The following is a 22,220-nucleotide window of genomic DNA, read 5'->3' on the forward strand; positions in this document are numbered from 1 at the left end:
ACTACCGCCGATCTCCAGACTCAGCCCGTCAAGAAAGAACCTCTTGACGCTTCACAGCTAGAGCATGCTCGAAAATGTCCACGGACTCCTTCGAGCAGCCAAGGTCCGCCGAGATGACGATCGGGTCGAACAAACGATCCAGATTCTGACGCAGCCGTAGGCGTCGCATCCGATCTGACTTGTTGTCCGTGATGATGCCGAGTCGGCATTGGGTTCGCAGCTCCTGCGCAAGTTCGAACATTGCCGGGTTCGCTGGCGTGCTGTCGAAGGCTTCGACAAGCAACGTCACCGGTAGCTTGCGCTCGATGGTCGCGCAGAAATCAGGCCAAACCCGCTCATAGGTCGTCAGGCCCAGCGTGAGTGCCCTGTTGTGCGGCACAAGTGCCGCCTGGATGCGTTCGAGTGGGATGCCGGTCCGCTTGCTGAGGAAACCGCACGTCGTGACGGATCCAGTACGGTCGGTTGTCAGGACGCCGTCGTAATCGAAAAAGACGCACTTGATCATCGTGCAATGATGATACGCAATGGCTGTTTACGACCCACAGGAATCGTTCACGGCTTAATGAACCCGCAGCACCTCAAACTGCTGTCGGATCGGAGCGACCTGTATCGACACCTCATCACCCTCGCATTTGCCCAGAATGGCCCTGCCCAAAGGGGCTTCGCTGCTGATGACCTGAACGACCTGAGTGCCGCTGACCAACTTCATGCTGCCCCCATCCGGGCCGAGAAAGAGGAGTTGCTGCTTGTCGTCGGAATCGACCAGGCAGACCAGCGCGCCGAGCTGTATCCCTTTTCTGACGTCGTAAGGAGGCGGGCGGAATTGGCGCCAATTGGCCAGCGCCTTGCGGATGGCTTGCGCGCGCCGAACCTGGCCGGTGGCCAGGTAGGCGGCTTCGAGTCCCAATGTGTCGTATTTGTTCTCGGCGACATTTTCTTCGTGGGTCGCCGTTTCATGGGCCGCCCGCACTGCCTGTTCGGCTTGCAGCAAGTCTTCGGCGAGCCGTTTCAGCACCTGCTGCTGCAGCAAGAATTTATCCATGACGAAAGGTAGGCATCTCAGACCAGCGGAGGGCAGGCCTTGATTATGAAGGGCTCCACCGGCGGTCGACCAGATCGCGCTTTCGGCAGTGCGCCGTCATCTTTGGAACGGCCAGAACGCTCCGACAAGGAGGCCTTCTATACGGTGCAACTTGCGCGAATGACCGCTTGTAGCCCGGAAGCGGACAATGCCAGCTGATTGCCGGAGACACACATGCAAGAGACGTCGCGCTTGGGAAACCCCGGTCCGGAGCGCATCCGCATCGATCACCCCGAGGATTTGCGGGAGTGGTCGAACCGGCTGGGCGTGAGCGTGCACGAGCTCAAGCGGATCATCACCGAGGTCGGGGGCGACCCGGACAAGATTCGCGCCTACCTCAACACGCGCGCGTGAAGGCGGCAGCGCACGGGGCCGGACCGCACAATGCTTCCGGTTAGTAGAGGGTCGCGCGCTGACGCGCCGGCAGTTCCACGTCGTAGCGCTGGCCATCGATGCCACCAGCCGTCAGCGCCTGGAGCATCTCGCCCGCGGTCGGAACGCCGGCCGGCCGTTCAGTGGCGTCCGACCAGAGGCGCGAACGCTGCATGGCCCGCGCGCACTGGAAGAACACAGCGTCAACCGAGATGCGCAGCACGCACTGCGGTCGCTTGCCATCCACCGCCAGGCGATCCAGCAACTCGGGATCGGTGCTGATCGAGGCGCGCCCGTTCACGCGAAGCGTCTCTCCGACGCCAGGAATAAGGAAGAGCAATGCAACGCGCGGGTCTGTCAGGATGTTGCGCAGGCTGTCGATGCGGTTGTTGCCTCGCCGTTCCGGCAGCAGCAGGGTCCTTTCGTCCTCCACGACCACGAACCCCGCCGGATCGCCCCGTGGCGACGCATCGAGACCTCGGGCCCCGCTAGTCGCCAGCACCGCGAACGGTGAAACCTCGATCCAGCGCCGATACTCCGGGGGAACGAAGGACGTTTCCTTGCGCAGCGACGCTTGCCCGACAGGGCCGAAGAGTTGCTGCAGTTGGTCAAGCGTCGCGATGGTGTGGGAAGCAGGCATCAACTGACCGTATCGCGCATCTGGACGGGACGTCAAGAGCCATGTTCTCGACCGGCTTGGCGATGGCCGCTCAACCGCATCATCCAACCAGTCGTCATCTGATGCCCACTCGCCGTGGCGGCCACGTTCTCCACTGGCGCCAATGAATCAGCCAGCAGCATCGTCGTCACCCGCACCGCGGTGGCGAACCTGTCAAAGCGCATCGACCGCCCTCACCATGAGCGTGCTCAGGTAGTTCGTGTGCGGGCGCCAGTCACAGTTGCCGCACTCTTCGTAACCCCAGGACTTGTACATTCGAATGAGGCCTGCTGCTGGAGCGGCCGTGTCCAAAGCCATGCGCCTGGCGCCCTGCGAGGCCGCGTGCATCAGTGCCCTCTCATGCAGCGCCGTGCCAACGCCCTGTCCCCTTACGTCGGGGTGGACGGCGAACTGGCAGAAGCTCCACACGTCGGGCATGCGAAAGAGCGGCACTGGAGAGTTGTCCTGGGGTGGGCGACCCGTGATGGTGCCAACCATCTTCCCCTTCGCCAAGGCCAGCAAACCCTGACCCGAAGCGAGCCGCCTGGAAGTGTCGAGCACGCTCTGGTGCGTGCCCCAGAACCTGAGGCCACTCTTGGCGTGGAGCGCATAGGCGGCGTGTATCAGTTCCGTCAGCTCGACGAGATCGTCGTTCGCCGTGACTGCTCGGATCGCAAGGTCCCGCATCAGCAGTGCACTCGAACGTCGATTGACCTGTTTAGGCCGCATCGGGCGCGCCCTCTAGTGCTCTGGCCGGCAGCCAGCAAGCCATGCGCGTCGCCACTGCCCCCTGCCGCCGATAGGGCCTGGAGATCGGAAAGAAGCCCATGGCCGTGTACGCCGCGACCGCATACGGCGATGCATTGAGTTCGACCGTCTTGGTGTCGGGAACTTGCGTTTCAAGGAAAATTCGCGCCTCTTCCCAAAGGGATCTCCCAATTCCGCGGCGCAAGTGCGTTGTGGCCACGAAGCATAGCTGCACGAGGCTGGGGCGAGGCAGCAGGATCACACCAACAACGGGCCCATCCACCTCCTCATAGACGGCTGCGAATGCTGCGTCCACGATCGGTCCGGCCAACTTCTCAGCCGTCGTTTCGCTGACAAAGGCTTCTTGCGCCTCGGCCTGCCAATCCGGGGCGATGTGGGCCCGGAAGCTTGCCCGTACGAGATCGGAAATGGCGCGGGCGTCACCCGATTGCGCCAGACGGATGCGGGGGTGCATGCGGCCTAAGGTCGGATGTCACCGCAGACCATGGAACGGTGCGGCGACGTCCGGGGACGGCTTTGGTAAGGCTGCATTCGTGGTGTGCAGAAAGTCATCGACCAGTTTCCTCCACTTCGCCGGATATCGGGGCAGCCAGTGTCCGTTCTCCGGAACACCTTCGATCAAGCGGAAATCTGCGATGCCGCCGGACTTCTTGAACGTATCAGCATATTCGCTGACGGATGCATCTCCATAGAACAGGTCCCCCGTCCCGTAGAGCCACAACATCGGCGTCCTTGTCTGCCTGCCGTAGCGCTCGAACGCGATCGCATTGAAATCCTGGGCGCATTGGTCTTCAGCCTGGGCAACCCATCCACCCACGAGATTGACCACCGACCGAACCTTCGACCGGTGCCTGCCTTCTGCCGCATAGGCCACAGACAGAAAACCACCGCGGGACACCCCGATCATCGTCACAGCGCCGGCAATGGCTTCGGGAATCTTTTCGGCGAACTCAATGACGGCATCGAGATCCTGCAGCGACTGCGGCAACGTGTTGAACCACTCCGAGACCTTGCAGTTCTTGTCCTCGGACTCAAGGGAGGTGCCGGAACTCTTGCCGCGTCCTCGGCGCATGGGTGCTACGACGAGGTAGCCGCGCTGACTCCAATACGCCGCATCCCGTTTCCAGGCGATGGACTCCTGCGGCATCCCCCCGGCCGAGCCGTGGTTCAGGATCAGGACTGGAAACGGCCCGGGGCCATTCGGCTTGTAGACAAAGGCCTCGAGCATCGCGATCCGCTCCGGCTCGCCAGGAGCTGGAACCGGGATTTCAGCGTTACCCGCGAACGCCCCTACCACCAGCGCATGAGCGAGGAAGACGATGACGATCCGGCGCAACTGCATGCTTGCTGCCTAACGAATGGAAATGGCCGGCGGACCATTGGCAGGCAGAGCCCGCGGCGAGACCGTCCGTCTAATGAGTTTCTCCAGCGTGGCGTGAGCCCGTGTTTCACTTGCGGTCACGATCACCTCGACAAAGACGGACTTGCGATTGTCCGTGGGGACCAGGCACTCCACAAGAGGACACAAACCGGCGGGTTGCGCTGCCACCAGGCATAGTCCGCAGATGCCCACTGTCGCCGCGCTCCTCCCCCTGCCGCCCGGCCTCGTCGCCGTCACCGGCGACGAAGGCTCGGGCAAGACCAGCCTGCTGCGCCGCCTGGCCGGCGATCTTGCGCCCGCTCCGGGGCAGGCGCCCTGCCCCGATGGCCTCTGGCTCGACCTGTCGCTGCCGGGGCACCAGGACCAGACTCCGCTCCAGGTCTGGAGCGCCTTGCGGCCGCGCTGCCCGCGCTGGAACCCGACGTTGCAGCAGGAGCTGACTGCGGCCCTGGACCTGGCGGCGCACCTCCACAAGAAGCTGTTCATGCTGTCGACCGGCAGCCGGCGCAAGGTGGCCGTGGTGGGATTGCTGGCGAGCGGCGCCACCATCACCTGCCTGGACCAGCCCTTTGTCGCCCTGGACGCGGCATCGGCCCGCGTGATCCGCGAGTTCCTGGCCGACATGGCCGCTCACGCGACGCGAACCTGGGTGGTCGCCGACTACGAGGCCGACCCCCGCCTGCCCTGGCGGAGCGTTCGCCCCGCCACCAGACTCGATGTGAAAAGATGAACCAGTCCGGTGGTGCGTGACGCGACCACGGCCTGCATTGCTGTCTGCATCTCGCGCGGACATACTATGCTCCCCGCTCTTCAAGAGGTGACCACCATGTGTGATGTGAACGACCAGGAAGAACTCAAGAAATACACCCGCCGCGATTTCGCCGCGTGGGCCGCATCCGCCGGCATGCTCACGGCTCTGCCCAGCGTTGCCGATGCCGTTGCAGTGGCCGAACGTGACGTGACCATCACCACGCCGGATGGCACGTGCGACGCGTACTTCGTCGCCCCCACGTCCGGCCCGGCACCCGGGGTGCTGGTGTGGCCCGACATCTTCGGCCTGCGCCCCGCCTTCAGGCAGATGGGGCGGCGCCTGGCGGAATCGGGTTACAGCGTGCTGGTGGTGAACCCCTTCTATCGGCAGAAGAAGGCGCCGACCGCCCCGCAGGGCGGCAAGACGCCCATCGCCGAGGTGATGCCTCTGATGCAGGCCCTGACGCCGGCCATGCATCTCACCGATGGCAAGGCCTTCGTCGCCTGGCTCGACACGCAGCCTGAAGTGGACAAGGCGCGCAAGATCGGGACCACCGGGTACTGCATGGGCGGGCCGATCGCCGTGCGCACCGCGACCGTGGCACCCGGCCGCGTGGGCGCTGTCGCCACCTTCCACGGCGCCGCCATGGTGACAGCCGCGCCGGACAGCCCGCATCGCCTGATCGCCCAGACGAAGGCCCGATATCTCATCGCCGTGGCCGAAAGCGACGACAAGCAGGATCCCCAGGCCAAGGTCGCCCTGCGCGCCGCGCTCGACGCAGCAAAGCTGCCGGGGGAGGTGGAGGTGTATCCGGCCGCCCATGGCTGGTGTCCGCCCGACACCCAGGTCTACGACGCCGCCCAATCCGAGCGCGCCTGGGCGCGGCTGCTGGCGACGTTCCAACAGGCGCTGGCCTGAACGCGGCGATTTTCGACGAGGGTCTCGTCGGTCGGGTTCACGCCCTGCCACGCACCATGTCGAGCAGGCGCCCCAGGATGCGCTCGCCATCGGCCCGCAAGCCGTTGTGGGCGTACTCGTTGGTCACCCAGGCCCGCAGCCCGCGCACGCCGCGGGCCGTCTCCTCGGCAAACGATCGCTCCACGTAGACATCGTCCACGTACACGGTCGCTGCCACCGGGACGTCGTTGCGCGCGAGGCGGTCAGCGTCATACAGGCGCGGCCATGCATGCCGGGCCAGCAGCTGCGCCGCGTCGCGGTGCGCCCGCAAGCCCGCATAGTCATCCCACATCCAGGGAAAGACGTGCTCGGCAGCGAGCAGGTCGCCGGACATTGCCTCCTCGGGCGCGAGCCGGTGGGCCGACCAGCCGGTGGCACCGCCGTCGGCGTACGAGGACTCATGGAGCGTCGCGTAGATCGGATTGCGCTCCCAGCTCGACGCCATCTGCGCATCGAGGAGGAATGCCGCCGAGCCCAAAGGCAGTTCGAGCAGGTGGTGCAGCCGCTCGAATCCCGCGCTGTCGCCGAGCCACATGCCGGTCTGCCGGAACCGGCGCGATGTGAGGCGGTCGCCATTGGGCAAGCGGACGTCTTCCGCGTCGAGCCGGCGCAGGGTCGTTCGCAAACGCTCGAGGTCTCCCGGGTAGCGGTCGTGATAGCGCTGATTCGCCTCGCGAACGCGCACCCATGTCGCCGCGTAGACCTCGTCGACAGGTAGAGCGTTGATTGGCGCGAGGCCGCCGGTGATCAGGACCTCCCGCAGTCCCTCCGGCGCAAGCGACAGGTAGGTGAGCGAGGTGAATCCACCGAAGCTCTGGCCGAGCAGACTCCAGCGGTCGACACCGAGGTCGGCGCGAATCAGTTCGAGGTCGCGCACGATCGAGTCGGCGCGGAAATGCGTCAGGTACTCGGCCTGGTCGGCGGCCGCGGCCCCCGGGATGACCGGCCCGACCGGCGTCGAGCGCCCTGTGCCTCGCTGGTCGAGCAGCAGGACGCGGAAGTCGGCCAGGGCACGCGCCATCCACCCTGACGGCGGGCTCGTCGGGCGGGCGGCCTCGAAGCCGGGGCCGCCCTGCAGGAACACCAGGTAGGGCCGGTCCAGGCCATCCGGGGCTGCAACTTCGCGCGTGAACACAGCGATCGTGCCACGCGACGGGTCCCCGTGAACAAGGGGAACCGTGTGCTCGCGTTCGGTCAAGACTGCGCCGGGCATGCGGTAGGTCGTACTCATGGCTGCCATTAGAACCGAACGAAGGAGCGCGATTTCCTTCTTCCAAAGAGCCGTTCTCCGACGCCGCGAGATCGATCGGCGCAAAATAATGCGGGAACATGCATCTTCAGGAGCCCGACATGCCGCAAGGGGACAAGTCCGCCAAGATCGACAAGCAAAAGCGCCAAGCGGGCGCCATCGAAAAGGGCCGCGAGCAAAAAGGCGTGGTCCGCCCCCCCGAGGCCGAGGCGCGCGCATGGACCACCTTCAACAAGCTCCCTGGCGCAAGCAAGAAGATCGGCTCGGGGCGCAACAAGGTCCCCTCCGGCCCCGTCGGCGGCTCGGGTCGCAAGACCAACCTGGCGCGCTCCTCCTGAGCCGCTCGCGCCTGGCGCTCCGGAGAGCGAGTCTGACTCCGCGGGTCTGGTGACCCGGGAGGACCAGCCCGGTCACGCGGTCCGGCCGGACGTGGAAGTGCCCGACGCCATGGCCCCCTTGCCTCGGCGTTGAATGCTGCCCGCTACGCGGCCACCGCAGCATTGAACGCCGGCGCCTCGCGCACCGATCGGCTGCACGCGGCCCAGACGGCCAGCGCGAGGTAGCAAAGCCCGAACAGGCCGACCGTCCACGCCGCGCCGGCGTACTCCAGCAGGAAGCCGCACAGCGCCGCGCCGAGCGGCTGCAAGCCCACCGCCAACAGCCGGAACACGCTGTTCACGCGCCCCTGCAGCGCATCGGGGATCTGGGCAATGCGGTAACTGAACTGCACGACGTTGTAGATCGGCGCCAGGAGATAGATCGCCGCGAACACCGCCCCGAGCAGCAGCACGTTGGGTGCAAGAAGGTAGAGCGGGAAGATGAGCGCCTGTGCCCAGACGATAGCGATGATCACCTGCCCGAACGTGAACCGGCGTTGCACCCGGCCGGCCAGCAAGGAGCCGAACACGCCGCCCAGGCCGCCCACACTGAACATCACGCCGATGTCCATGTCGGTGGCGTTCATCTGCTTGGCCAGCACGATCATGATCAGCGGCGTGGCCGCGTAGACGAAGTTGACGCCGCCCGTGAGGAAGGCCGTGGTGCGGATCACGGGTCGATCCCACAGCCAGCGAAGGCCCTGCGCGATCTCCTGGCGCAGATTCCCCTGGGTCGCGGGGGCCTCCCTGCGCAATGGCGTGCGAATGGCCAAAACGGAGAGCGCGGAAACCAGATACGTCAGCGCGTCGAACACGAACGGCGCCGCCCGTCCCAGCCACTGGTACAGCAGCGTGCCTGCAGAAGGCCCGGCCACCACGGCGGCGCTGAAGGCGGCGTGGTTCTGCGCCGTCGCGGCGGGCAGCTGCTCGTTGGGCACGACACGAGGCAGCGCGGCCACTTCGGCGATGTTGAACAGGACGAAGAATGAGCCTTCGACGGCGGACACGACATAGATTTGCCACAGCGCCAGCGCATCGAACCAGATGGCAATCGGGATGCAGGAAACAGCTGCCAGGCGTCCCAGGTCGCAGACGACCATCACGCGCTTGCGGTCCCAGCGATCCACCAGCGCGCCCACCGGGATCGAAAACGCCAGGTACGGCAGGATGCGCAGCGCCGACGCAATGCCGGCCGCCGACGGCGAATTGGTCAGCGCCAGGATCAGCAACGGGTAGATCACCGACGACGCCGACGAGCCGAAGGTCGAAACGACCTGCGCGCTCCACAGGCGCATGTAGTCCGCGTTCTTCCAGAGATTCTTGTTGATGGGCGGCCCTCTTTGGGAAGGATTTTGCCGCATCAGGCCCGATCCGCAATGTCGTTGGAACTGCTCGCCCCGTGCACCTCCGCGCAGCACCAACCTATACTGCGCCGGAAGTCGCGAGCAGGCGCCGGGTCGGGATCGCAACAGGACGCTCGCAACTTGCAGCTGGGACGGCCCGACGACCACCCACAACCGCAACGCAGGAGCCCGCATGTCCGAGTTCACCCACGTCGCCGCCATCCCCGCGTATTGGGAAGCGCGGCAACCCGACGCCATCGCCATGCGTTTTGCCGGTATCGACCGAACCTGGGCGCAACTCGCGCAGAGAGTCCGCCGCAACGCGGCGGCCCAGCGGGCGGCCGGCCTGGTGCCGGGCGACAGGGTCGCGGTGCTCGACCTGAATCACCCCTCCTGCCTCGAACTGACGCTGGCCTGCGCGCAGGCCGGCACCGCGAACGCAGTGGTCAACTTCCGCCTGGCGCCCCCCGAGATCGCCTACGTGATCAACGATGCGAAGGCGCGGGTCCTGTTTGTCGGCCCGGAATTTGCCGGCGCGGTCGACGCGTTGCGCCCGTCGCTTCCCATGCTGGAGCGGGTGATCCGGGTCGGCGGCCCGCAGGACGAATACGAAGGCTGGCTGGCCGCGCAGGAACCCGATCCGACCGTGTATCCGGCGGACCCCGACCACTGCTTCCTGCAGCTGTACACGTCGGGTACCACCGGCTTTCCCAAGGGGGCCATGCTCACGCACCGCGGCATGCTCGCGCATTCGCGCCACCTGAGCGCCACCCAGTCCTACCGCACGAGTTCGCGGGTGCAGGTGGCGATGCCGCTGTTCCACGTCGGCGGCACCAGCACGGCACTGGTGGCGCTGACCGTCGGGGCCAGCGTCATCCTGATGCGCACGCCGGACCCGGTGGCCGCGCTGCAGATGCTGGAAGCCGAGAAGATCACGCACACGTTCTTCGTGCCGGCGCTGATGGCCGCCATGAACCAGGTGCCCGGCGCCGCGGCGCGCGACTATTCCAGCCTGGAAGTGCTCTGCTACGGCGCGTCGCCGATGCCGCTGCCCGTGCTGCGGGCGTCGCTGGCCCTGTTTCCCGGCGTGCTGTACCAGGTGTACGGAATGACGGAGCAGTCCGGCGCCGTGAGCCTGCTGGGGCCCGAGGACCACGCGAACCCGGCCGTCGCCCACCGGCTGATCTCGGCCGGCAAGCCGATCACCGGCGTGGAGATCGAAATTCACGAGCCCGCCACGGGTGAACTCCTGCCGCCCGGCACGCCTGGCGAGATCTGGGTGCGCAGCGAGCAGCGCATGGGCGGCTACTGGGGCAAGCCGGAGGCGACCGCCGCGGCGTTCACGCCCGATGGCTGGCTGCGTTCCGGCGACGGCGGGCACATGGACGCCGACGGCTACATCTACATCACCGACCGCATCAAGGACCTGATCATCAGCGGCGGCGAGAACATCTACCCTGCCGAGATCGAGCGCGTGCTGGCCGAGCATCCGGCGATCCAGGATGTGGCCGTGATCGGTGTCCCGGACGAGCGATGGGGCGAGGTGCCCAAGGCAGTGGTGGTGCTGCGGCCGGGCGCAGACTTCGATCCGCAGGAAACGCTGGCGTGGTGCCGCGAGCGCATCGCCGCCTTCAAGTGCCCCAAGACCATCGACGTCGTCGACGCCCTGCCCCGCAATCCGACCGGCAAGATCCTGAAGAAGGATTTGCGCAAGCCCTATTGGGAGGGGCGGGAGCGGCAGGTGGTGTAGGACGCTGCGATCGCGCGCGTCCGGGCATCGGGAGCCGGCGCGCCGGGAGACTGCATTGCGCTATCGGCCGAAACGCCGGGCGAAACGATGTAGAACTTGCCAGGAATCGGCTGTACCCAGGAAAGCCCAGGCGAGGGCCAGCACGAAGAGCACGCCCGTCACGGTCGTCAGCGCCGGCTCATCGGCAGTGAATGCAAGCCAGGCAAGGAATGCGGTGCCGGCAACCGCGGGCGCGTTCATGACCACGGCTGCCGCCCAGATCCACCCTGGCCGCGCCAGGGAGGCAGCCCGGCGTATTCGGTGCTCTGCCTGCCTTCTCATGTCGTCGCGCGATGCGATTGATTGCACTCGATCATGCAACGCATTCTGCGCCGATCTGCGGCGCCTCCGACGACCGCTATGGCCCGGAAGCAGCCGGCTTTGGAGTTGTTGGCACGCTCGGTATCTCAGTCGGTGAATGTCCACGTGTCTGCGCCGTCGAAGCGGCGCACCTGAACACCCTCTTGGAGGCGTGGTTCGAAGTTGTTCAGATTGACGCCGTGCTTGGCCCCGGCCCCCGGCGCAAGGGGTTCCCAATGCGTGGCGCACCCGCAAGTGCTGCACCGCACAGTGCGGAGCGTCTTGTCCCCCCAGACGTACGAGCTTGTGTTTTCCGGATGGCCCTCGATTTGCACCGTTCCGAACTCGTAGTACGCCCACAGCCCGCCAAGGCGGCGGCAGATCGAGCAGTTGCACTTCGTGGCTTTCTCGGGCGCGGACGGCAGGGTGAGGCGGACAGCCCCACAGTGGCATGAGCCCTGCAGCAGCGACATGGACGTTTGGTTCTGGGCCATTTCGGACTCCCTTGGTCTGGTGTGGCGGCTAAAGCCGGAGTTGCCCGGCGACAAATGAACGGCGCGGCGAAACTGCGGGGCGACTTCGGGCGTCCGTGTTCACGGACCTGTTGGAGCTCAGGTCCTTGGCGCCAACGATTGCAGGGCCCACTAACCACGGAAGCCCTCGGCGATAGAGTTCTCGAAAGCCCGGACGCCCCCAAAGCGCGGCGAAGCGCCCGTTCTCCGCATCAACCACGCCTTCCAGGCTGGCGCCGCCGCGCAGCACACCGCCAAGCTCGATGGCGAAAGCGAAGATGTCCTCCTGCGCCCTCCCCACCGGCATCGTGCGCATGATCCGCTCGGCGTCTGCATCCGTTGGCGAACGCCCTTGCGTTGCATAGACAAAGGACGGCGTGCCCCGGAACACCAATTGCCACTCGAGCAAGTCGGCCGGAGCAGAAGGGTCCAGCCGTCGGAAGCGCAGATTGCCCATTGAGCTCAAACGTCGGAGTAACCGGCGACCATGGAATGACCGCGACGGTGCGATCCGTATCAGACGGTGCGAAGAAGATGTCTTTGCCCAGGCGGTATGTGTGGCCACATTGGTTCATTTCCATGCGCAATGCGATGCGAGCGCGACCAATGCGACTGCCACTGCCTTCTTCATGTGAGACCCCCCGACTTGCGTCGTTGTCAAAGATATCAACAAGGGCCCAATCGGGCAAGTGATCGATGGAAGTTCACGAAAGGCATGCGCCATAAACCGTGCATCACAAAGGAGTAGGTGGGAAACGCGAGGCACGTCAACTCTGACAATCGCTAAATGGGTGCCGAACGAAGCGACCGGCCCGCAGCGATTTCCTCAATCCGATCAGCTTTCGACGGCCGAGGCCAAGCGCCTCGTTCATCTTTTTGCTGCGACTCTCGGCTTGGTTGCGTATGGCGCCTTGCTGGTGAAGGCGCAATTCAACCGAACGTCGCTGCTTGGAGCTAAAGGATGCAGCACCTCGCACTGCTTCAGGAGTGCATCGTCGGCTGGCGGGCCTTGACGGCCGGGCGCGGCAATGAAGGAGTGGCCTGCCCGGAGGGAATCGAACCCCCGACAACTCGCTTAGAAGGCGAGTGCTCTATCCAACTGAGCTACGGGCAGATGGACGAAAGGCCCACGCAGTGGGCCTTGTCTTTGTTGTGGTCGGAGCGAGAGGATTCGAACCTCCGACCCTCTGGTCCCAAACCAGATGCGCTACCAGGCTGCGCTACGCTCCGAAGCCGTCGAGTTTACCTTGCGCGCACGGGCGGTCCCGGGAAAGGTGTGGCGGCGATGCGATTCGAGGCTGCCGGTCCAGTGGGCGACTGCATTTATCTCACGGTTCATACAGCCAAGATGGTAACATTAGGTTACCTGTATTCACCTTTACTTACGCCCATGAAGTTCCACCAAACCATCCAAGGCAAGCTGATCGGGCTGAGTCTGCTGGCCATCCTTGCCCTGGCCGGCTCGGGCATCGCGGGGCTGGTTGCCCGCCACTACCTCACCGTCGGCGCCGACCACGTGCTGCAGGCGCAGGAGGCGCTGCGGCAGCACATGGAGGCTGGCCAGGCCCGCGACGTGCTGCGCGGCGATGTGCTGGCAGCGGTGCTCGCCGGCAGGGGGGCCGGGGCCGACGCGGTGAAGGCCGGGCGCGCCCAGGTGCAGGCGCACGCCACGCAGCTGGCCGAATCGACGCGCAAGGTCGAGGCGATGGAACTCAATCCCGCCATCCATGCCGCACTCGCCAAGATGCGCCCTGCCCTGGAGGCGTACGTCCGCCAGGCAAATGCGGTGGCCACGGTGGCCGATGGCGACGACGCCGCCGCCCAGGCGCAGCTGGGCGAATTCCTGGCGACGTTCGGTTCGGTCGCCACCGACATGGACGCCATCAGCAGCCTGATCGCGCAGAGCGCCCGCACGGCGGAGCACACGAGCCGCGCCACCTCCGAGCGCACCGGCATCGTCGTGGGCGTCGGCACCGTGCTGGCCTGCCTGCTGCTGCTGGTGGCGGGCTGGTCGATCAGCCGCGACATCGTGCGCCGGCTGGTGCGCGCGCTGCAGGTGGCGCAAGCGGTCGCCACCGGCGACCTGACCTCGCGCATCGAGGTGCAGGGCAACGACGAGGCGGCGCAGTTGCTGGGCGCACTGGCCCGCATGAACGACAACCTGGTGCAGCTGGTGGGAACCGTGCGCCAGAGCAGCGACAGCATCGCCAGCGGCAGCGTCCAGATCGCCAGCGGCAACCAGGACCTGAGCCAGCGCACCGAGGAACAGGCCAGCAACCTGCAGCAGACCGCCGCGTCGATGGAGCAGATCAACGCCACCGTCCGGGCCAACGCCGAGGCGACGCGCACGGCCAGCGAGATGGCGACCGCCACCACCCTGTCGGCCCGCCTCAGCGGCCAGGCCGTGTCGGAACTGGTGGCGACCATGGCGGAGATCACGGCGTCCAGCCGCCGCATTTCGGAAATCACGGGAGTCATCGACGGCATCGCGTTCCAGACCAACATCCTGGCGCTGAACGCCGCCGTCGAAGCGGCCCGCGCCGGCGACCAGGGCCGCGGCTTCGCCGTGGTCGCGGCGGAAGTCCGCAACCTGGCCCAGCGCAGCGCCGCAGCCGCCAAGGAGATCAAGGTCCTGATCGGCGCCAGCGTGGACAAGGTGGGCGCCGGCGAGCGGCAGGCCGCCCACGCCGGCGACAGCATGGGCCAGGTGGTGCGCCAGGTGCAGGAGATGACGACGCTGCTGGCCGAGATCAGCAGCGCCACGCAGGAACAGAACAAGGGCGTGGCCGAAGTGAGCCACGCGGTGACGCAGATGGACCAGGTCACCCAGGGCAATGCCTCCCTGGTCGAGGAGGCTGCGGCCGCCGCCGAAAGCCTCAGCCGGCAGGCGGAACTGCTGGTGCGCGCGGTGTCGGTGTTCCGGATGGACGCCGCCCTGCCCCTGGCCGGGTCGCGGTCGCCGCTGGCGCTGGGCTTGGCCTGATCAGAGCTTCACGTATTCGTAGTCGACCGGATTGGCGTTGATGCCGCGGTCGGGCGGCGCGATCCAGCCGGCCATCTTGCCCGGCTCGGTGACGCGCTGCATCAGGCTCTTGACGAAGGCGGTGTCGGCCGGGGTGGGCAGCCAGCCGTCCTTCTTCGCGTCGAACTCGGCCTGCGAGATCGGCTGGCCCTGCGGATCGGTCGGGATGTTGGCCCAGACGCCGACCTGCCGGCGAAAGCGCGTGGCCGGCAGTTTCAGCTCGAAGTCGACGCCGGCCCGCTTGATGCCCATGTTCCAGCGGGTGACGCCGATGTTGCAGTCCTTCACGTACTCCAGGCGGGTGATCTCGTTCATGCCGTTGCGGGTGGAAACCGTCTCGTTCCGGACGCCGCCCTTGCCGTCCGGGACGTTGATCTGCATCTCGGTGTCGCGCTCGACGTGGTCGGCGAACTTGGCCTCGTCGGGCCGGCCCTTGATGCCGTTGCTGAAGTAGTTGGCGGCGTTGGACGACGCCTCCGAGCCGAACAGGTCCAGCGAGCTGGTGAACCAGAAGTTCATGAACTTCTGCACCGTCGGCAGGTCGATCACGCCGGCCGCGCGCAGCGTGGCGACGTCGTCGGTGTCCAGCTCCTTCATCACTTCCAGCGTGCGCTTGATGACGCGGCCGACGCCGGTCTCGCCGACGAACATGTGGTGCGCTTCCTCCGTCAGCATGAAGCGGGTGGTGCGGGCCAGCGGATCGAAGGCGCTTTCGGCAAAGGACTTGAGCTGGAACTTGCCGTCGCGGTCGGTGAAGTAGGTGAACATGAAGAACGACAGCCAGTTGTCCATCGGCTCGTTGAAGGTGCCCAGGATGCGCGGCTTGTCGGCGTCGCCGCTGTGGCGCATCAGCAGTTCCTCCGCCTCCTCGCGGCCGTCGCGGCCGAAGTGCGCGTGCAGCAGGTACACCATCGCCCACAGGTGGCGGCCCTCCTCCACGTTGACCTGGAACAGGTTGCGCAGGTCGTACAGCGAGGGCGCGGTGTGGCCAAGCAAACGCTGCTGTTCCACCGAGGCCGGCTCGGTGTCGCCCTGCGTGACGATCAGGCGGCGGAAGGTGCTGCGGTATTCGCCGGGCACGTCCTGCCACACCTCCTCGCCCATGTGGTCGCCGAAGCCGATCTTGCGGCCCTCCTCCTTATCGGCCAGGAAGATGCCCCACCGGTAATCGGGCATCGGCGTGTAGCCGTAGCTGGCCCAGCCCTGGGCATCGACGCCGACGGCGGTGCGCAGGTACACCTCGCGCGCCTTGAAGTCGCTCGGCCCCATCTCGTCCCACCAGTTCAGGAAGGCCGGCTGCCAGTGCTCCAGAGCGCGCTGCAGTTGCCGGTTCTCGCCGAGGTGGACGTTGTTGGGGATCAGGGATTGCAGGTCGATGGTGCTCATATGTGCTTTCTTTGTCTCAACTCATTGAATGCGGACATCCGGACGCAGAAGGCGCAGAAACAACGCAGAAGGCGCAAAAGAACAGCCGGATAGCAGACTTGAAAACTTGAATTCCTTCTGCGTCTTCTGCGCAACTTCTGCGTGTTCTGCGTCCGGCTGTCCGGCCCCTAGATGCGCTTCCAGTCGAACTTCGCCTTCTTACCGGTGCCGAACAGCTTGAGGGCGCCCTCCTCGCCGACGGCGTTGGGGCGGATGAAGATCCAGTTTTGCCAGGCGGACAGGCGGGCGAAGATGCGCGTCTCCATGCTTTCCCGGCCGGGAAAACGCAGCGACGCTTCCAGGCCGGTCAGCGCGTCGGGCGACAGGGACGCGCGCTCCTCCAGCATGATGCGGATCTCGTCGTCCCAGTCGATGTCGTCCGGCGCCAGCGTCACCAGCCCCAGGGCCAGCGCCTGGTCGGCGCGCAGCGGCGCGTCCTGCAGTCCCTGCAATTGCGCGATGGTGGCGCCGTCCTCGTTGAAGCGGGTCTGCAGCCGCGTCAGGCCGTTGACCACCGGGTAGCGGCCGAAGTTGGCGGCGTTCAGTTGCAGCGAAGGCGCGGCGTCCGGCGAATCCGGCAGGTCCAGCATGTAGATGCGGTCGCAGGCCAGCGCCAGTTCGTAGAAGGTGCCGGCGAAGCAGGAGCCGGCGTCCACCAGCGCGATCAGCGAGCGGCTGGTCACGTCCAGCCGGGCCAGTGTGCGGCGCAGCGCGCCGATGGTTTCGCGCACCAGCCAGTGGTCCTTGTGCTGCTCCAGCACGGCGTCGGCGGCCATCACCTTGTTGGCATCGCCGCGGGTCTGGATCACCCAGGTGCCGGTTTCCAGTTCGTTGGTGCGCAGGTTCAGGATCAGGTCGTCCAGTTCGCGCGCCAGCTTCAGCGGCCACCAGCCGGCCCCTGCCGCTTCGATCGCTGCCGGCGTCGACTCGATGGCCGCGGCCGGCGCCTTGACGGTGATCGTCGCGATGCGCGTTTCGCGGTTGACCTGCGCGTCCACCGTCGTGTAGTGGTAGCCCAGCTCGTCGATCGCCGGTTGCAGCGGCGTCAGCGCGATGCCCTTGGTCCCGTTGCGCGTGGACTGCGCGCGCAGCGCCGCCACTTCGCTTTCCACCAGCTGCGCGAACTGCTGCGGCTTGGCCAGCGCGTCGACCAGCTTCCAGTCCTTCGCGCGGTCGGCCCGCACCCCTTCGCTGGTGGTGCAGAAGATGTCGGCCAGGTCGCGCCGCACCTTGCGCTTGTCGGTGATGCGCGTGAGCCCGCCGGTGCCGGGCAGCACGCCCAGCAGCGGCACCTCGGGCAGGCTGACGGTGGAGGAACGGTCGTCCACCATCACGATGCGGTCGCAGGCCAGGGCCAGCTCGTAGCCGCCCCCGGCGCAGGCGCCGGTGACTGCGGCTATGCTCTTCAAGCCATCGTTGCGCGAGGAATCCTCCAGCCCGTTGCGCGTTTCATTGGTGAACTTGCAGAAGTTCACCTTCCATGCGTGGGTGGACAGGCCCAGCATGTAGATGTTGGCGCCGGAACACCAGATCTTCTCCTTGCCGGACTCGAACACCACCACCTTGACCTGCGGGTGCTCGAAGCGCACGCGGTTGATCGCGTCGTGCAGCTCGATGTCGACGCCCAGGTCGTAGCTATTGAGCTTGAGCTTGTAGCCCGGCTTGATGCCGCCGTCCTCGTTGATATCGAGTTTCAGGCGGGCCACGTCGCCTTCCACGCTCAGCGTCCAGTGCTGGTAGTTGGACGGCTGGGTGGCAAAGCTCACCAGCTCGCGCTCGCCCCGCTTGAACAGCAGGGGTTCGGTCATCGCATTCATTGTTTCTTCTCCAGCGGAACGGCTCGTTCCAGGTCTCTGAGGGATTGCTTGACGCTCCTGGCCGCCGTGTCCACCACGGCGTCGGCCCGCGCGTAGAGGGCCTCGCGGCTGGCCAGGATGCGGCGCAGGTCGTCCATCGCTTCGCTGGTGGCGCCGCGCGTGGTGTCGAAGGGCCGCATGTCGCCCTGGGCGACCACGCGGCTCATGTGTTCTTCCGGACTGGCCTTCAGCCAGACGCAATAGAAGCGGCTTTGCAGCAGGTCGAAGGTCTCGCGCTCGCTGACGATGCTGCCACCGGTGGTCATGACGACGCCAGCGGCATGGTCTTCGGCGATGCGCAGCAGCGCCCGGCGCTCGTAGCGGCGGTAGCCGGCCTGGCCGTGCAGCAGCAGGATCTCGTTCATGCTGGTGCCGGCCTCGCGCTCGATCTCGCGATCCAGTTCCACGAAGGGCACGCCGCGATGGGCCGCGAGCTGGGCGCCCAGCGTCGACTTGCCGGCGCCGCGCAGCCCGATCAGCGCGATCCGCCGCTCGCGCCCCTGCTCGTCGCCCAGGCCGAAGGTGGCGGCCAGCAGCGCATGCGCCTGTTCCAGCTGGTTGTCGTCCAGCCTGGCCAGCAGGCCCTGGGCCCGCGCCAGCGGCGGACGCGGCGCGTCCTGCAGCAGCTCCAGGATGGTGATGTTCAATGCCCGGGCCGCCGCTTCCAGCGAATTGATGGAGACGTTGCCCTTGCCGCTTTCGACGTCGGCCAGGAAACGCTCGGACAGGCCGGAGTCCAGCGCCAGCTGCTTGCGCGTCATGCCCCGGCGGGCGCGCCAGGCCCGCACGCGCCCGCCGAGCTCGCTCAGCGTGACATTGGTATCCGAATCGGCGGCCAGGTGCATGGGAATCAAGTTCTTTTCGACAAACATTTGCGAAAAATCAAGATTGCAGTATACTTCCTACCAATACCAAGTCAAGCAGTTTATTGCATGTTCCGGAGACCCCGATGAAACTCAAGATCCTGGTCGCCACCATGACCAGCACCGCTGACTATGTGGCCCAGGCGATCCAGATGGATTGCGCCGACCTGATCGAGGAGATCGAGGTGCTGCTGATGGACGGCCGGGACATCAGCGTCTTCGACGAAGATGCACTATATCTCATTTGTTCGTCCACCTACGGCTCCGGCGACGTGCCCGACAACGCCCGCGCCCTGTACGAGTCGCTGGACGCCCAGCCCAGGTTCCTGGGCCACGTCCGCTACGGCGTGATCGCGCTGGGCGACCGCACCTACCTGCAGACCTTCTGCTTCGGCGGCAAGAAGTTCGACGAGCGCCTGCAGGGCCTGGGCGCGCAGCGCATCGGCGAGGTCTGGTGCCACGACGCCAGCGCCGGCACCATGCCCGAGACCGAGGGCACCGCCTGGTGCCGCGAGTGGCTGGCGCAGGCGCTGCAGCCGGCTCAAACGGAATAAGAAAGAGCCGGGATCCGGACGGTCCCACGCGCCGATGCGGATGGGTCCCGGGCCGAGCCGGGACGACAGGAAACAGGAGACGAGAGACATGCATCTGAGCAGCGCAGACCTCCGGGCCAATCCGCCGGTCGTCACCATTCCGCGCGACTACAACGCCGCGCACGACCTGCTCGAACGCAACGCGTCGCGGCCCGGCAAGGTGGCGTACATCGACGCCGCCACCGGCGCCCGGCTCACCTACGGAGAGCTCGCCGACCAGGCGCATCGCTTTGCCAACGCGCTGCGCGGCCACGGCTTTGCGCCGGAGAGCCGGATGCTGGTCGCGATGCTGGACACGCTGGAGTGGCCGGTGGTGTTCCTGGGCTGCATCCTGGCAGGCGTGGTGCCGGTCGCGGCCAACACGCTGCTGACGGCGAAGGACTTCGATTTCATGCTGCGCGACTCGCGGGCCCAGGGCCTGGTCGTGTCGCAGCCGCTGTGGCCCGCCTTCCGCGACGTGATCGGCGACATCGATTCGCTGGAGACGGTGATCGTCGCCGGCGCCCAGGGCGAGGCCGCCCGCACCACCGTCGCCGAACTGCTGCAGGAAGCGGCGGCGACGCCGGTGGTGGCGGACACCTGCAGCGACGACATCTGCTTCTGGCTCTACTCCAGCGGCAGCACCGGCACCCCCAAGGGCACGGTGCACCTGCACAGCCACCTGGTGCAGACCGCGGAACTCTATGGCCGCGGCGTGCTGGGCATCCGCGAGGACGACGTGGTGTATTCCGCGGCCAAGCTGTTCTTCGCCTATGGCCTGGGCAATGCCCTGACCTTTCCGCTGAGCGTGGGCGCCACCACCGTGCTGCTGGCGGCGCGGCCGACGCCGGAGGCGGTGTTCGGCATCCTGAAGAAGTTCCAGCCGACCATCTTCTACGGCGTGCCCACGCTGTACGCCGCACTGCTGAACGACGCCGGCCGGCCGAACAAGCAGCAGCTGCGCCTGCGCGTCTGCACCAGCGCCGGCGAGGCGCTGCCGGCGGAGATCGGCCGCCGCTGGACCGCCGACTACGGCTGCGAGGTCCTGGACGGCATCGGCAGCACCGAGATGCTGCACATCTTCCTGTCCAACCGCCCGGGCCAGGTGCGCTACGGCACCACCGGCAAGGCGGTGCCGGGCTACCAGCTGCGCATCGTGGATGACGACGGCCGCGAATGCGGCGACGACGAACTGGGCGAGCTGCAGATCAGCGGGCCGTCGTCGGCGCTGATGTACTGGAACAACCGGGCCCGGACCAAGTCCACCTTCGCCGGCGAATGGACCCGCAGCGGCGACAAGTACACGCGCGATGCCGAGGGCTACTACACCTACGGCGGGCGCAGCGACGACATGCTCAAGGTCGGGGGCATCTACGTCTCGCCGTTCGAGGTGGAAGGCTCGCTGATGACGCATCCCGCGGTGCTGGAGGCGGCGGTGATCGGCGTGGCCGACAGCGACGAACTGGTCAAGCCCAAGGCCTTCGTGGTGCTCAAGCCCGGCCAGGCGGCCAGCGCCGCCGACCTGCAGCAGCACGTGAAGAACCAGCTGGCGCCCTACAAGTACCCGCGCTGGATCGAGTTCGTGCCCGAGCTGCCCAAGACCGCCACCGGCAAGATCCAGCGCTTCAAGCTGCGCGCGGGACGCTGACGGCCGCTGGCGGGCCCATCCGGGTAAGTCATGGTGCGACGGCCGCGCCCCTTGGGTAAAAATACTTGAAGCTTAAATAAACCACCGCTGAAGGAGACCCCCGTCATGACCACCCGCCGCCTCGTCCTCACCCGCAGTGCCGCCGTGATCGGCGCCGCCTCGACCGGCCTGCTGCTGCCGCAGATCGCGCGCGCGCAATCGAACAAGGTGCGCGTCGGCTTCATGCTGCCCTACACCGGAACCTTCGCGCAGCTGGGCGTCGCCATCGAGAACGGCGTGCGCATGGCGATCAACGAAAAGGGCGGCAAGCTCGGTGGCCGCGAGATCGAGTGGTTCAAGGTGGACGACGAATCGGAGCCGTCCAAGGGCGTGGAAAACGCCACCCGCCTGGTCCAGCGCGACAAGGTGGACGTGCTGATCGGCACCGTGCACTCCGGCGTGCAGATGGGCATCCAGAAGGTGGTGCGCGAGAGCGGCACGCTGTGCCTGATCCCGAACGCCGGCGTCCACGCCGCCACCCGCGCCCTGTGCGCGCCCAACGTCTTCCGCACCTCGTTCACCAATTCGCAGCCGACCCTGGCGCTGGGCAAGGCCATGGTCGACCGCGGCCACAAGAAGGCGGTCTGGATCACGTGGAAGTACGCGGCCGGCGACGAGGCCTTCGAGGGCTTCCGCGACAGCTACACCAAGGCCGGCGGCACCATCATCAAGGAGCTGGGCCTGCCGTTCCCGAACGTGGAATTCCAGGCGCTGCTGACCGAGATCGCCTCGCTCAAGCCCGACGCGGTGGCCTGTTTCTTCGCCGGCGGCGGCGCCGCCAAGTTCATCAAGGATTACGCCGCGGCCGGCCTGAAGGGCAAGATCCCGCTGTACGGTTCAGGCTTCCTCACCGAGGGCGTGCTGGACGCCGCCGGCCCCGCCGCCGACGGCATCATCACCACCATGCATTACAGCGATTCGCTGGACACGCCGCGCAACAAGCAGTTCCGCCTGGCCTACGCCAAGGAATTCCGCATGCAGCCGGACGTGTATGCGGTGCAGGGCTACGACTCGGGACAGCTGCTGGTGCAGGGCGCGGCCGCGGTCAAGGGCGACCTGAACAACAAGAAGGCGCTCTATGCCGCGATGGAGTCGGCCACCATCGACAGCCCGCGCGGCAAGTGGACCATGAGCAAGTCGCACAACCCGGTACAGGACATGTACCTGCGGGTGGTGGAGAACCGCGAGAACAAGGTGATCGGCATCGCCGCCAAGGCGCTGGCCGATTCGGGCGCCGGCTGCAAGATGGCCTGAGGC

The 22,220-nt window shown here is 66.5% G+C and carries 23 protein-coding genes and 2 tRNA genes; 9 read left to right on the forward strand and 16 right to left on the reverse strand.

Features of this window, described 5'->3' with window-relative positions; translation table 11 throughout:
• Window positions 1–28: 28 nt before the first annotated feature.
• Together ACFPOE_RS04415 and ACFPOE_RS04420 are read right to left on the reverse strand one after the other, a co-directional pair.
• On the reverse strand, window positions 29–505 hold the full coding sequence (locus ACFPOE_RS04415) for an HAD family hydrolase (protein ID WP_376848805.1): 477 nt from the start codon (window positions 503–505) through the stop codon (window positions 29–31).
• A 54-nt stretch (window positions 506–559) separates the two neighbouring features.
• Window positions 560–1,042, reverse strand: a complete 483-nt coding sequence (locus ACFPOE_RS04420; RefSeq protein ID WP_376848806.1) for a GreA/GreB family elongation factor — start codon at window positions 1,040–1,042, stop codon at window positions 560–562.
• Window positions 1,043–1,255: 213 nt separating this feature from the next.
• Between ACFPOE_RS04420 and ACFPOE_RS04425 the strand changes: the two genes are divergently transcribed.
• The gene (locus ACFPOE_RS04425) at window positions 1,256–1,435 is read left to right on the forward strand and encodes a DUF3606 domain-containing protein (RefSeq protein ID WP_376848807.1); all 180 of its coding nucleotides are present in this window, start codon (window positions 1,256–1,258) and stop codon (window positions 1,433–1,435) included.
• Between the two features lie 40 nt (window positions 1,436–1,475).
• Here ACFPOE_RS04425 and ACFPOE_RS04430 read toward each other — a convergent pair whose 3' ends face one another.
• From ACFPOE_RS04430 to ACFPOE_RS04445, 4 genes are all read right to left on the reverse strand, one after another.
• Window positions 1,476–2,093 (reverse strand): pyridoxamine 5'-phosphate oxidase family protein, encoded by a 618-nt coding sequence (locus ACFPOE_RS04430; protein ID WP_376848808.1) that lies wholly within the window; start codon window positions 2,091–2,093, stop codon window positions 1,476–1,478.
• Between the two features lie 192 nt (window positions 2,094–2,285).
• Window positions 2,286–2,798, reverse strand: coding sequence for a GNAT family N-acetyltransferase (locus ACFPOE_RS04435; RefSeq protein ID WP_376848809.1), 513 nt, complete (start codon window positions 2,796–2,798; stop codon window positions 2,286–2,288).
• A gap of 31 nt (window positions 2,799–2,829) precedes the next feature.
• The gene (locus ACFPOE_RS04440) at window positions 2,830–3,333 is read right to left on the reverse strand and encodes a GNAT family N-acetyltransferase (RefSeq protein WP_376848810.1); all 504 of its coding nucleotides are present in this window, start codon (window positions 3,331–3,333) and stop codon (window positions 2,830–2,832) included.
• Between the two features lie 18 nt (window positions 3,334–3,351).
• Complete coding sequence (locus ACFPOE_RS04445; protein WP_376848811.1) at window positions 3,352–4,221, reverse strand: alpha/beta hydrolase family protein; 870 nt, start codon at window positions 4,219–4,221, stop codon at window positions 3,352–3,354.
• A gap of 223 nt (window positions 4,222–4,444) precedes the next feature.
• On the opposite strand from ACFPOE_RS04445, the gene ACFPOE_RS04450 reads away from it, so the two are divergent.
• Both ACFPOE_RS04450 and ACFPOE_RS04455 read left to right on the forward strand, forming a co-directional pair.
• A complete protein-coding gene (locus ACFPOE_RS04450) occupies window positions 4,445–4,990 on the forward strand; it encodes an ABC transporter ATP-binding protein (protein WP_376848812.1) in 546 nt (181 codons plus the stop codon).
• A gap of 96 nt (window positions 4,991–5,086) precedes the next feature.
• Entirely contained in the window at window positions 5,087–5,929 is an 843-nt protein-coding gene (locus ACFPOE_RS04455; RefSeq protein WP_376848813.1) for a dienelactone hydrolase family protein, read from the forward strand.
• A gap of 37 nt (window positions 5,930–5,966) precedes the next feature.
• Here the strand turns inward: ACFPOE_RS04455 and ACFPOE_RS04460 are convergent, their stop codons facing one another.
• Window positions 5,967–7,199 (reverse strand): alpha/beta fold hydrolase, encoded by a 1,233-nt coding sequence (locus tag ACFPOE_RS04460; protein WP_376848814.1) that lies wholly within the window; start codon window positions 7,197–7,199, stop codon window positions 5,967–5,969.
• A gap of 119 nt (window positions 7,200–7,318) precedes the next feature.
• Between ACFPOE_RS04460 and ACFPOE_RS04465 the strand changes: the two genes are divergently transcribed.
• Window positions 7,319–7,555 carry a hypothetical protein gene (locus ACFPOE_RS04465; RefSeq protein ID WP_376848815.1) on the forward strand — a complete coding sequence of 79 codons (237 nt, stop codon included), beginning with the start codon at window positions 7,319–7,321 and terminating at the stop codon, window positions 7,553–7,555.
• A 143-nt stretch (window positions 7,556–7,698) separates the two neighbouring features.
• On the opposite strand, the gene ACFPOE_RS04470 is transcribed toward ACFPOE_RS04465, so the two are convergent.
• Window positions 7,699–8,955 (reverse strand): MFS transporter, encoded by a 1,257-nt coding sequence (locus ACFPOE_RS04470; RefSeq protein ID WP_376848816.1) that lies wholly within the window; start codon window positions 8,953–8,955, stop codon window positions 7,699–7,701.
• A gap of 175 nt (window positions 8,956–9,130) precedes the next feature.
• Here ACFPOE_RS04470 and ACFPOE_RS04475 point away from each other — a divergent pair, with 175 nt between their 5' ends.
• A complete protein-coding gene (locus ACFPOE_RS04475; RefSeq protein ID WP_376848817.1) occupies window positions 9,131–10,687 on the forward strand; it encodes a long-chain-fatty-acid--CoA ligase in 1,557 nt (518 codons plus the stop codon).
• Between the two features lie 60 nt (window positions 10,688–10,747).
• On the opposite strand, the gene ACFPOE_RS04480 is transcribed toward ACFPOE_RS04475, so the two are convergent.
• From ACFPOE_RS04480 to ACFPOE_RS04500, 5 genes are all read right to left on the reverse strand, one after another.
• Entirely contained in the window at window positions 10,748–10,927 is a 180-nt protein-coding gene (locus ACFPOE_RS04480) for a hypothetical protein (protein ID WP_376848818.1), read from the reverse strand.
• A 206-nt stretch (window positions 10,928–11,133) separates the two neighbouring features.
• Window positions 11,134–11,499 carry a GFA family protein gene (locus ACFPOE_RS04485; protein ID WP_376848819.1) on the reverse strand — a complete coding sequence of 122 codons (366 nt, stop codon included), beginning with the start codon at window positions 11,497–11,499 and terminating at the stop codon, window positions 11,134–11,136.
• Window positions 11,500–11,548: 49 nt separating this feature from the next.
• Complete coding sequence (locus ACFPOE_RS04490) at window positions 11,549–11,995, reverse strand: hypothetical protein (RefSeq protein ID WP_376848820.1); 447 nt, start codon at window positions 11,993–11,995, stop codon at window positions 11,549–11,551.
• A 580-nt stretch (window positions 11,996–12,575) separates the two neighbouring features.
• Window positions 12,576–12,652: transfer RNA gene (locus ACFPOE_RS04495), tRNA-Arg, on the reverse strand.
• A 39-nt stretch (window positions 12,653–12,691) separates the two neighbouring features.
• Window positions 12,692–12,768, reverse strand: a tRNA-Pro gene (locus tag ACFPOE_RS04500).
• Between the two features lie 160 nt (window positions 12,769–12,928).
• Between ACFPOE_RS04500 and ACFPOE_RS04505 the strand changes: the two genes are divergently transcribed.
• On the forward strand, window positions 12,929–14,521 hold the full coding sequence (locus ACFPOE_RS04505; protein ID WP_376848821.1) for a methyl-accepting chemotaxis protein: 1,593 nt from the start codon (window positions 12,929–12,931) through the stop codon (window positions 14,519–14,521).
• On the opposite strand, the gene boxB is transcribed toward ACFPOE_RS04505, so the two are convergent.
• From boxB to ACFPOE_RS04520, 3 genes are all read right to left on the reverse strand, one after another.
• Entirely contained in the window at window positions 14,522–15,946 is a 1,425-nt protein-coding gene (boxB, locus tag ACFPOE_RS04510) for a benzoyl-CoA 2,3-epoxidase subunit BoxB (protein ID WP_376848822.1), read from the reverse strand. It lies immediately after the preceding gene.
• Window positions 15,947–16,113: 167 nt separating this feature from the next.
• Entirely contained in the window at window positions 16,114–17,802 is a 1,689-nt protein-coding gene (gene boxC, locus ACFPOE_RS04515; RefSeq protein WP_376848823.1) for a 2,3-epoxybenzoyl-CoA dihydrolase, read from the reverse strand.
• Complete coding sequence (locus tag ACFPOE_RS04520; RefSeq protein WP_376848969.1) at window positions 17,799–18,686, reverse strand: helix-turn-helix transcriptional regulator; 888 nt, start codon at window positions 18,684–18,686, stop codon at window positions 17,799–17,801. The genes boxC and ACFPOE_RS04520 overlap by 4 nt, the downstream gene beginning before the upstream one ends.
• Window positions 18,687–18,790: 104 nt before the next feature.
• Here ACFPOE_RS04520 and ACFPOE_RS04525 point away from each other — a divergent pair, with 104 nt between their 5' ends.
• From ACFPOE_RS04525 to ACFPOE_RS04535, 3 genes are all read left to right on the forward strand, one after another.
• Complete coding sequence (locus tag ACFPOE_RS04525) at window positions 18,791–19,258, forward strand: flavodoxin domain-containing protein (RefSeq protein WP_376848824.1); 468 nt, start codon at window positions 18,791–18,793, stop codon at window positions 19,256–19,258.
• A gap of 88 nt (window positions 19,259–19,346) precedes the next feature.
• Window positions 19,347–20,924, forward strand: coding sequence for a benzoate-CoA ligase family protein (locus tag ACFPOE_RS04530; RefSeq protein ID WP_376848825.1), 1,578 nt, complete (start codon window positions 19,347–19,349; stop codon window positions 20,922–20,924).
• A 105-nt stretch (window positions 20,925–21,029) separates the two neighbouring features.
• On the forward strand, window positions 21,030–22,217 hold the full coding sequence (locus ACFPOE_RS04535) for an ABC transporter substrate-binding protein (RefSeq protein ID WP_376848826.1): 1,188 nt from the start codon (window positions 21,030–21,032) through the stop codon (window positions 22,215–22,217).
• Window positions 22,218–22,220 lie beyond the last annotated feature (3 nt).

Origin of the sequence: Caenimonas terrae, assembly GCF_042655405.1 — a bacterium.
GTDB classification, from domain to species: Bacteria; Pseudomonadota; Gammaproteobacteria; order Burkholderiales; family Burkholderiaceae_C; genus Ramlibacter; species Ramlibacter terrae_A.

Coding starts and splice junctions, on each gene's coding strand:
- ACFPOE_RS04415 (WP_376848805.1), bottom strand. CDS start 505: ATGATCAAGTGCGTCTTTTTCGATTACGACGGCGTCCTGACAACCGAC.
- ACFPOE_RS04420 (WP_376848806.1), bottom strand. CDS start 1,042: ATGGATAAATTCTTGCTGCAGCAGCAGGTGCTGAAACGGCTCGCCGAA.
- ACFPOE_RS04425 (WP_376848807.1), top strand. CDS start 1,256: ATGCAAGAGACGTCGCGCTTGGGAAACCCCGGTCCGGAGCGCATCCGC.
- ACFPOE_RS04430 (WP_376848808.1), bottom strand. CDS start 2,093: ATGCCTGCTTCCCACACCATCGCGACGCTTGACCAACTGCAGCAACTC.
- ACFPOE_RS04435 (WP_376848809.1), bottom strand. CDS start 2,798: ATGCGGGACCTTGCGATCCGAGCAGTCACGGCGAACGACGATCTCGTC.
- ACFPOE_RS04440 (WP_376848810.1), bottom strand. CDS start 3,333: ATGCACCCCCGCATCCGTCTGGCGCAATCGGGTGACGCCCGCGCCATT.
- ACFPOE_RS04445 (WP_376848811.1), bottom strand. CDS start 4,221: ATGCAGTTGCGCCGGATCGTCATCGTCTTCCTCGCTCATGCGCTGGTG.
- ACFPOE_RS04450 (WP_376848812.1), top strand. CDS start 4,445: ATGCCCACTGTCGCCGCGCTCCTCCCCCTGCCGCCCGGCCTCGTCGCC.
- ACFPOE_RS04455 (WP_376848813.1), top strand. CDS start 5,087: ATGTGTGATGTGAACGACCAGGAAGAACTCAAGAAATACACCCGCCGC.
- ACFPOE_RS04460 (WP_376848814.1), bottom strand. CDS start 7,199: ATGAGTACGACCTACCGCATGCCCGGCGCAGTCTTGACCGAACGCGAG.
- ACFPOE_RS04465 (WP_376848815.1), top strand. CDS start 7,319: ATGCCGCAAGGGGACAAGTCCGCCAAGATCGACAAGCAAAAGCGCCAA.
- ACFPOE_RS04470 (WP_376848816.1), bottom strand. CDS start 8,955: ATGCGGCAAAATCCTTCCCAAAGAGGGCCGCCCATCAACAAGAATCTC.
- ACFPOE_RS04475 (WP_376848817.1), top strand. CDS start 9,131: ATGTCCGAGTTCACCCACGTCGCCGCCATCCCCGCGTATTGGGAAGCG.
- ACFPOE_RS04480 (WP_376848818.1), bottom strand. CDS start 10,927: ATGAACGCGCCCGCGGTTGCCGGCACCGCATTCCTTGCCTGGCTTGCA.
- ACFPOE_RS04485 (WP_376848819.1), bottom strand. CDS start 11,499: ATGTCGCTGCTGCAGGGCTCATGCCACTGTGGGGCTGTCCGCCTCACC.
- ACFPOE_RS04490 (WP_376848820.1), bottom strand. CDS start 11,995: ATGGGCAATCTGCGCTTCCGACGGCTGGACCCTTCTGCTCCGGCCGAC.
- ACFPOE_RS04505 (WP_376848821.1), top strand. CDS start 12,929: ATGAAGTTCCACCAAACCATCCAAGGCAAGCTGATCGGGCTGAGTCTG.
- boxB (WP_376848822.1), bottom strand. CDS start 15,946: ATGAGCACCATCGACCTGCAATCCCTGATCCCCAACAACGTCCACCTC.
- boxC (WP_376848823.1), bottom strand. CDS start 17,802: ATGAATGCGATGACCGAACCCCTGCTGTTCAAGCGGGGCGAGCGCGAG.
- ACFPOE_RS04520 (WP_376848969.1), bottom strand. CDS start 18,686: ATGCACCTGGCCGCCGATTCGGATACCAATGTCACGCTGAGCGAGCTC.
- ACFPOE_RS04525 (WP_376848824.1), top strand. CDS start 18,791: ATGAAACTCAAGATCCTGGTCGCCACCATGACCAGCACCGCTGACTAT.
- ACFPOE_RS04530 (WP_376848825.1), top strand. CDS start 19,347: ATGCATCTGAGCAGCGCAGACCTCCGGGCCAATCCGCCGGTCGTCACC.
- ACFPOE_RS04535 (WP_376848826.1), top strand. CDS start 21,030: ATGACCACCCGCCGCCTCGTCCTCACCCGCAGTGCCGCCGTGATCGGC.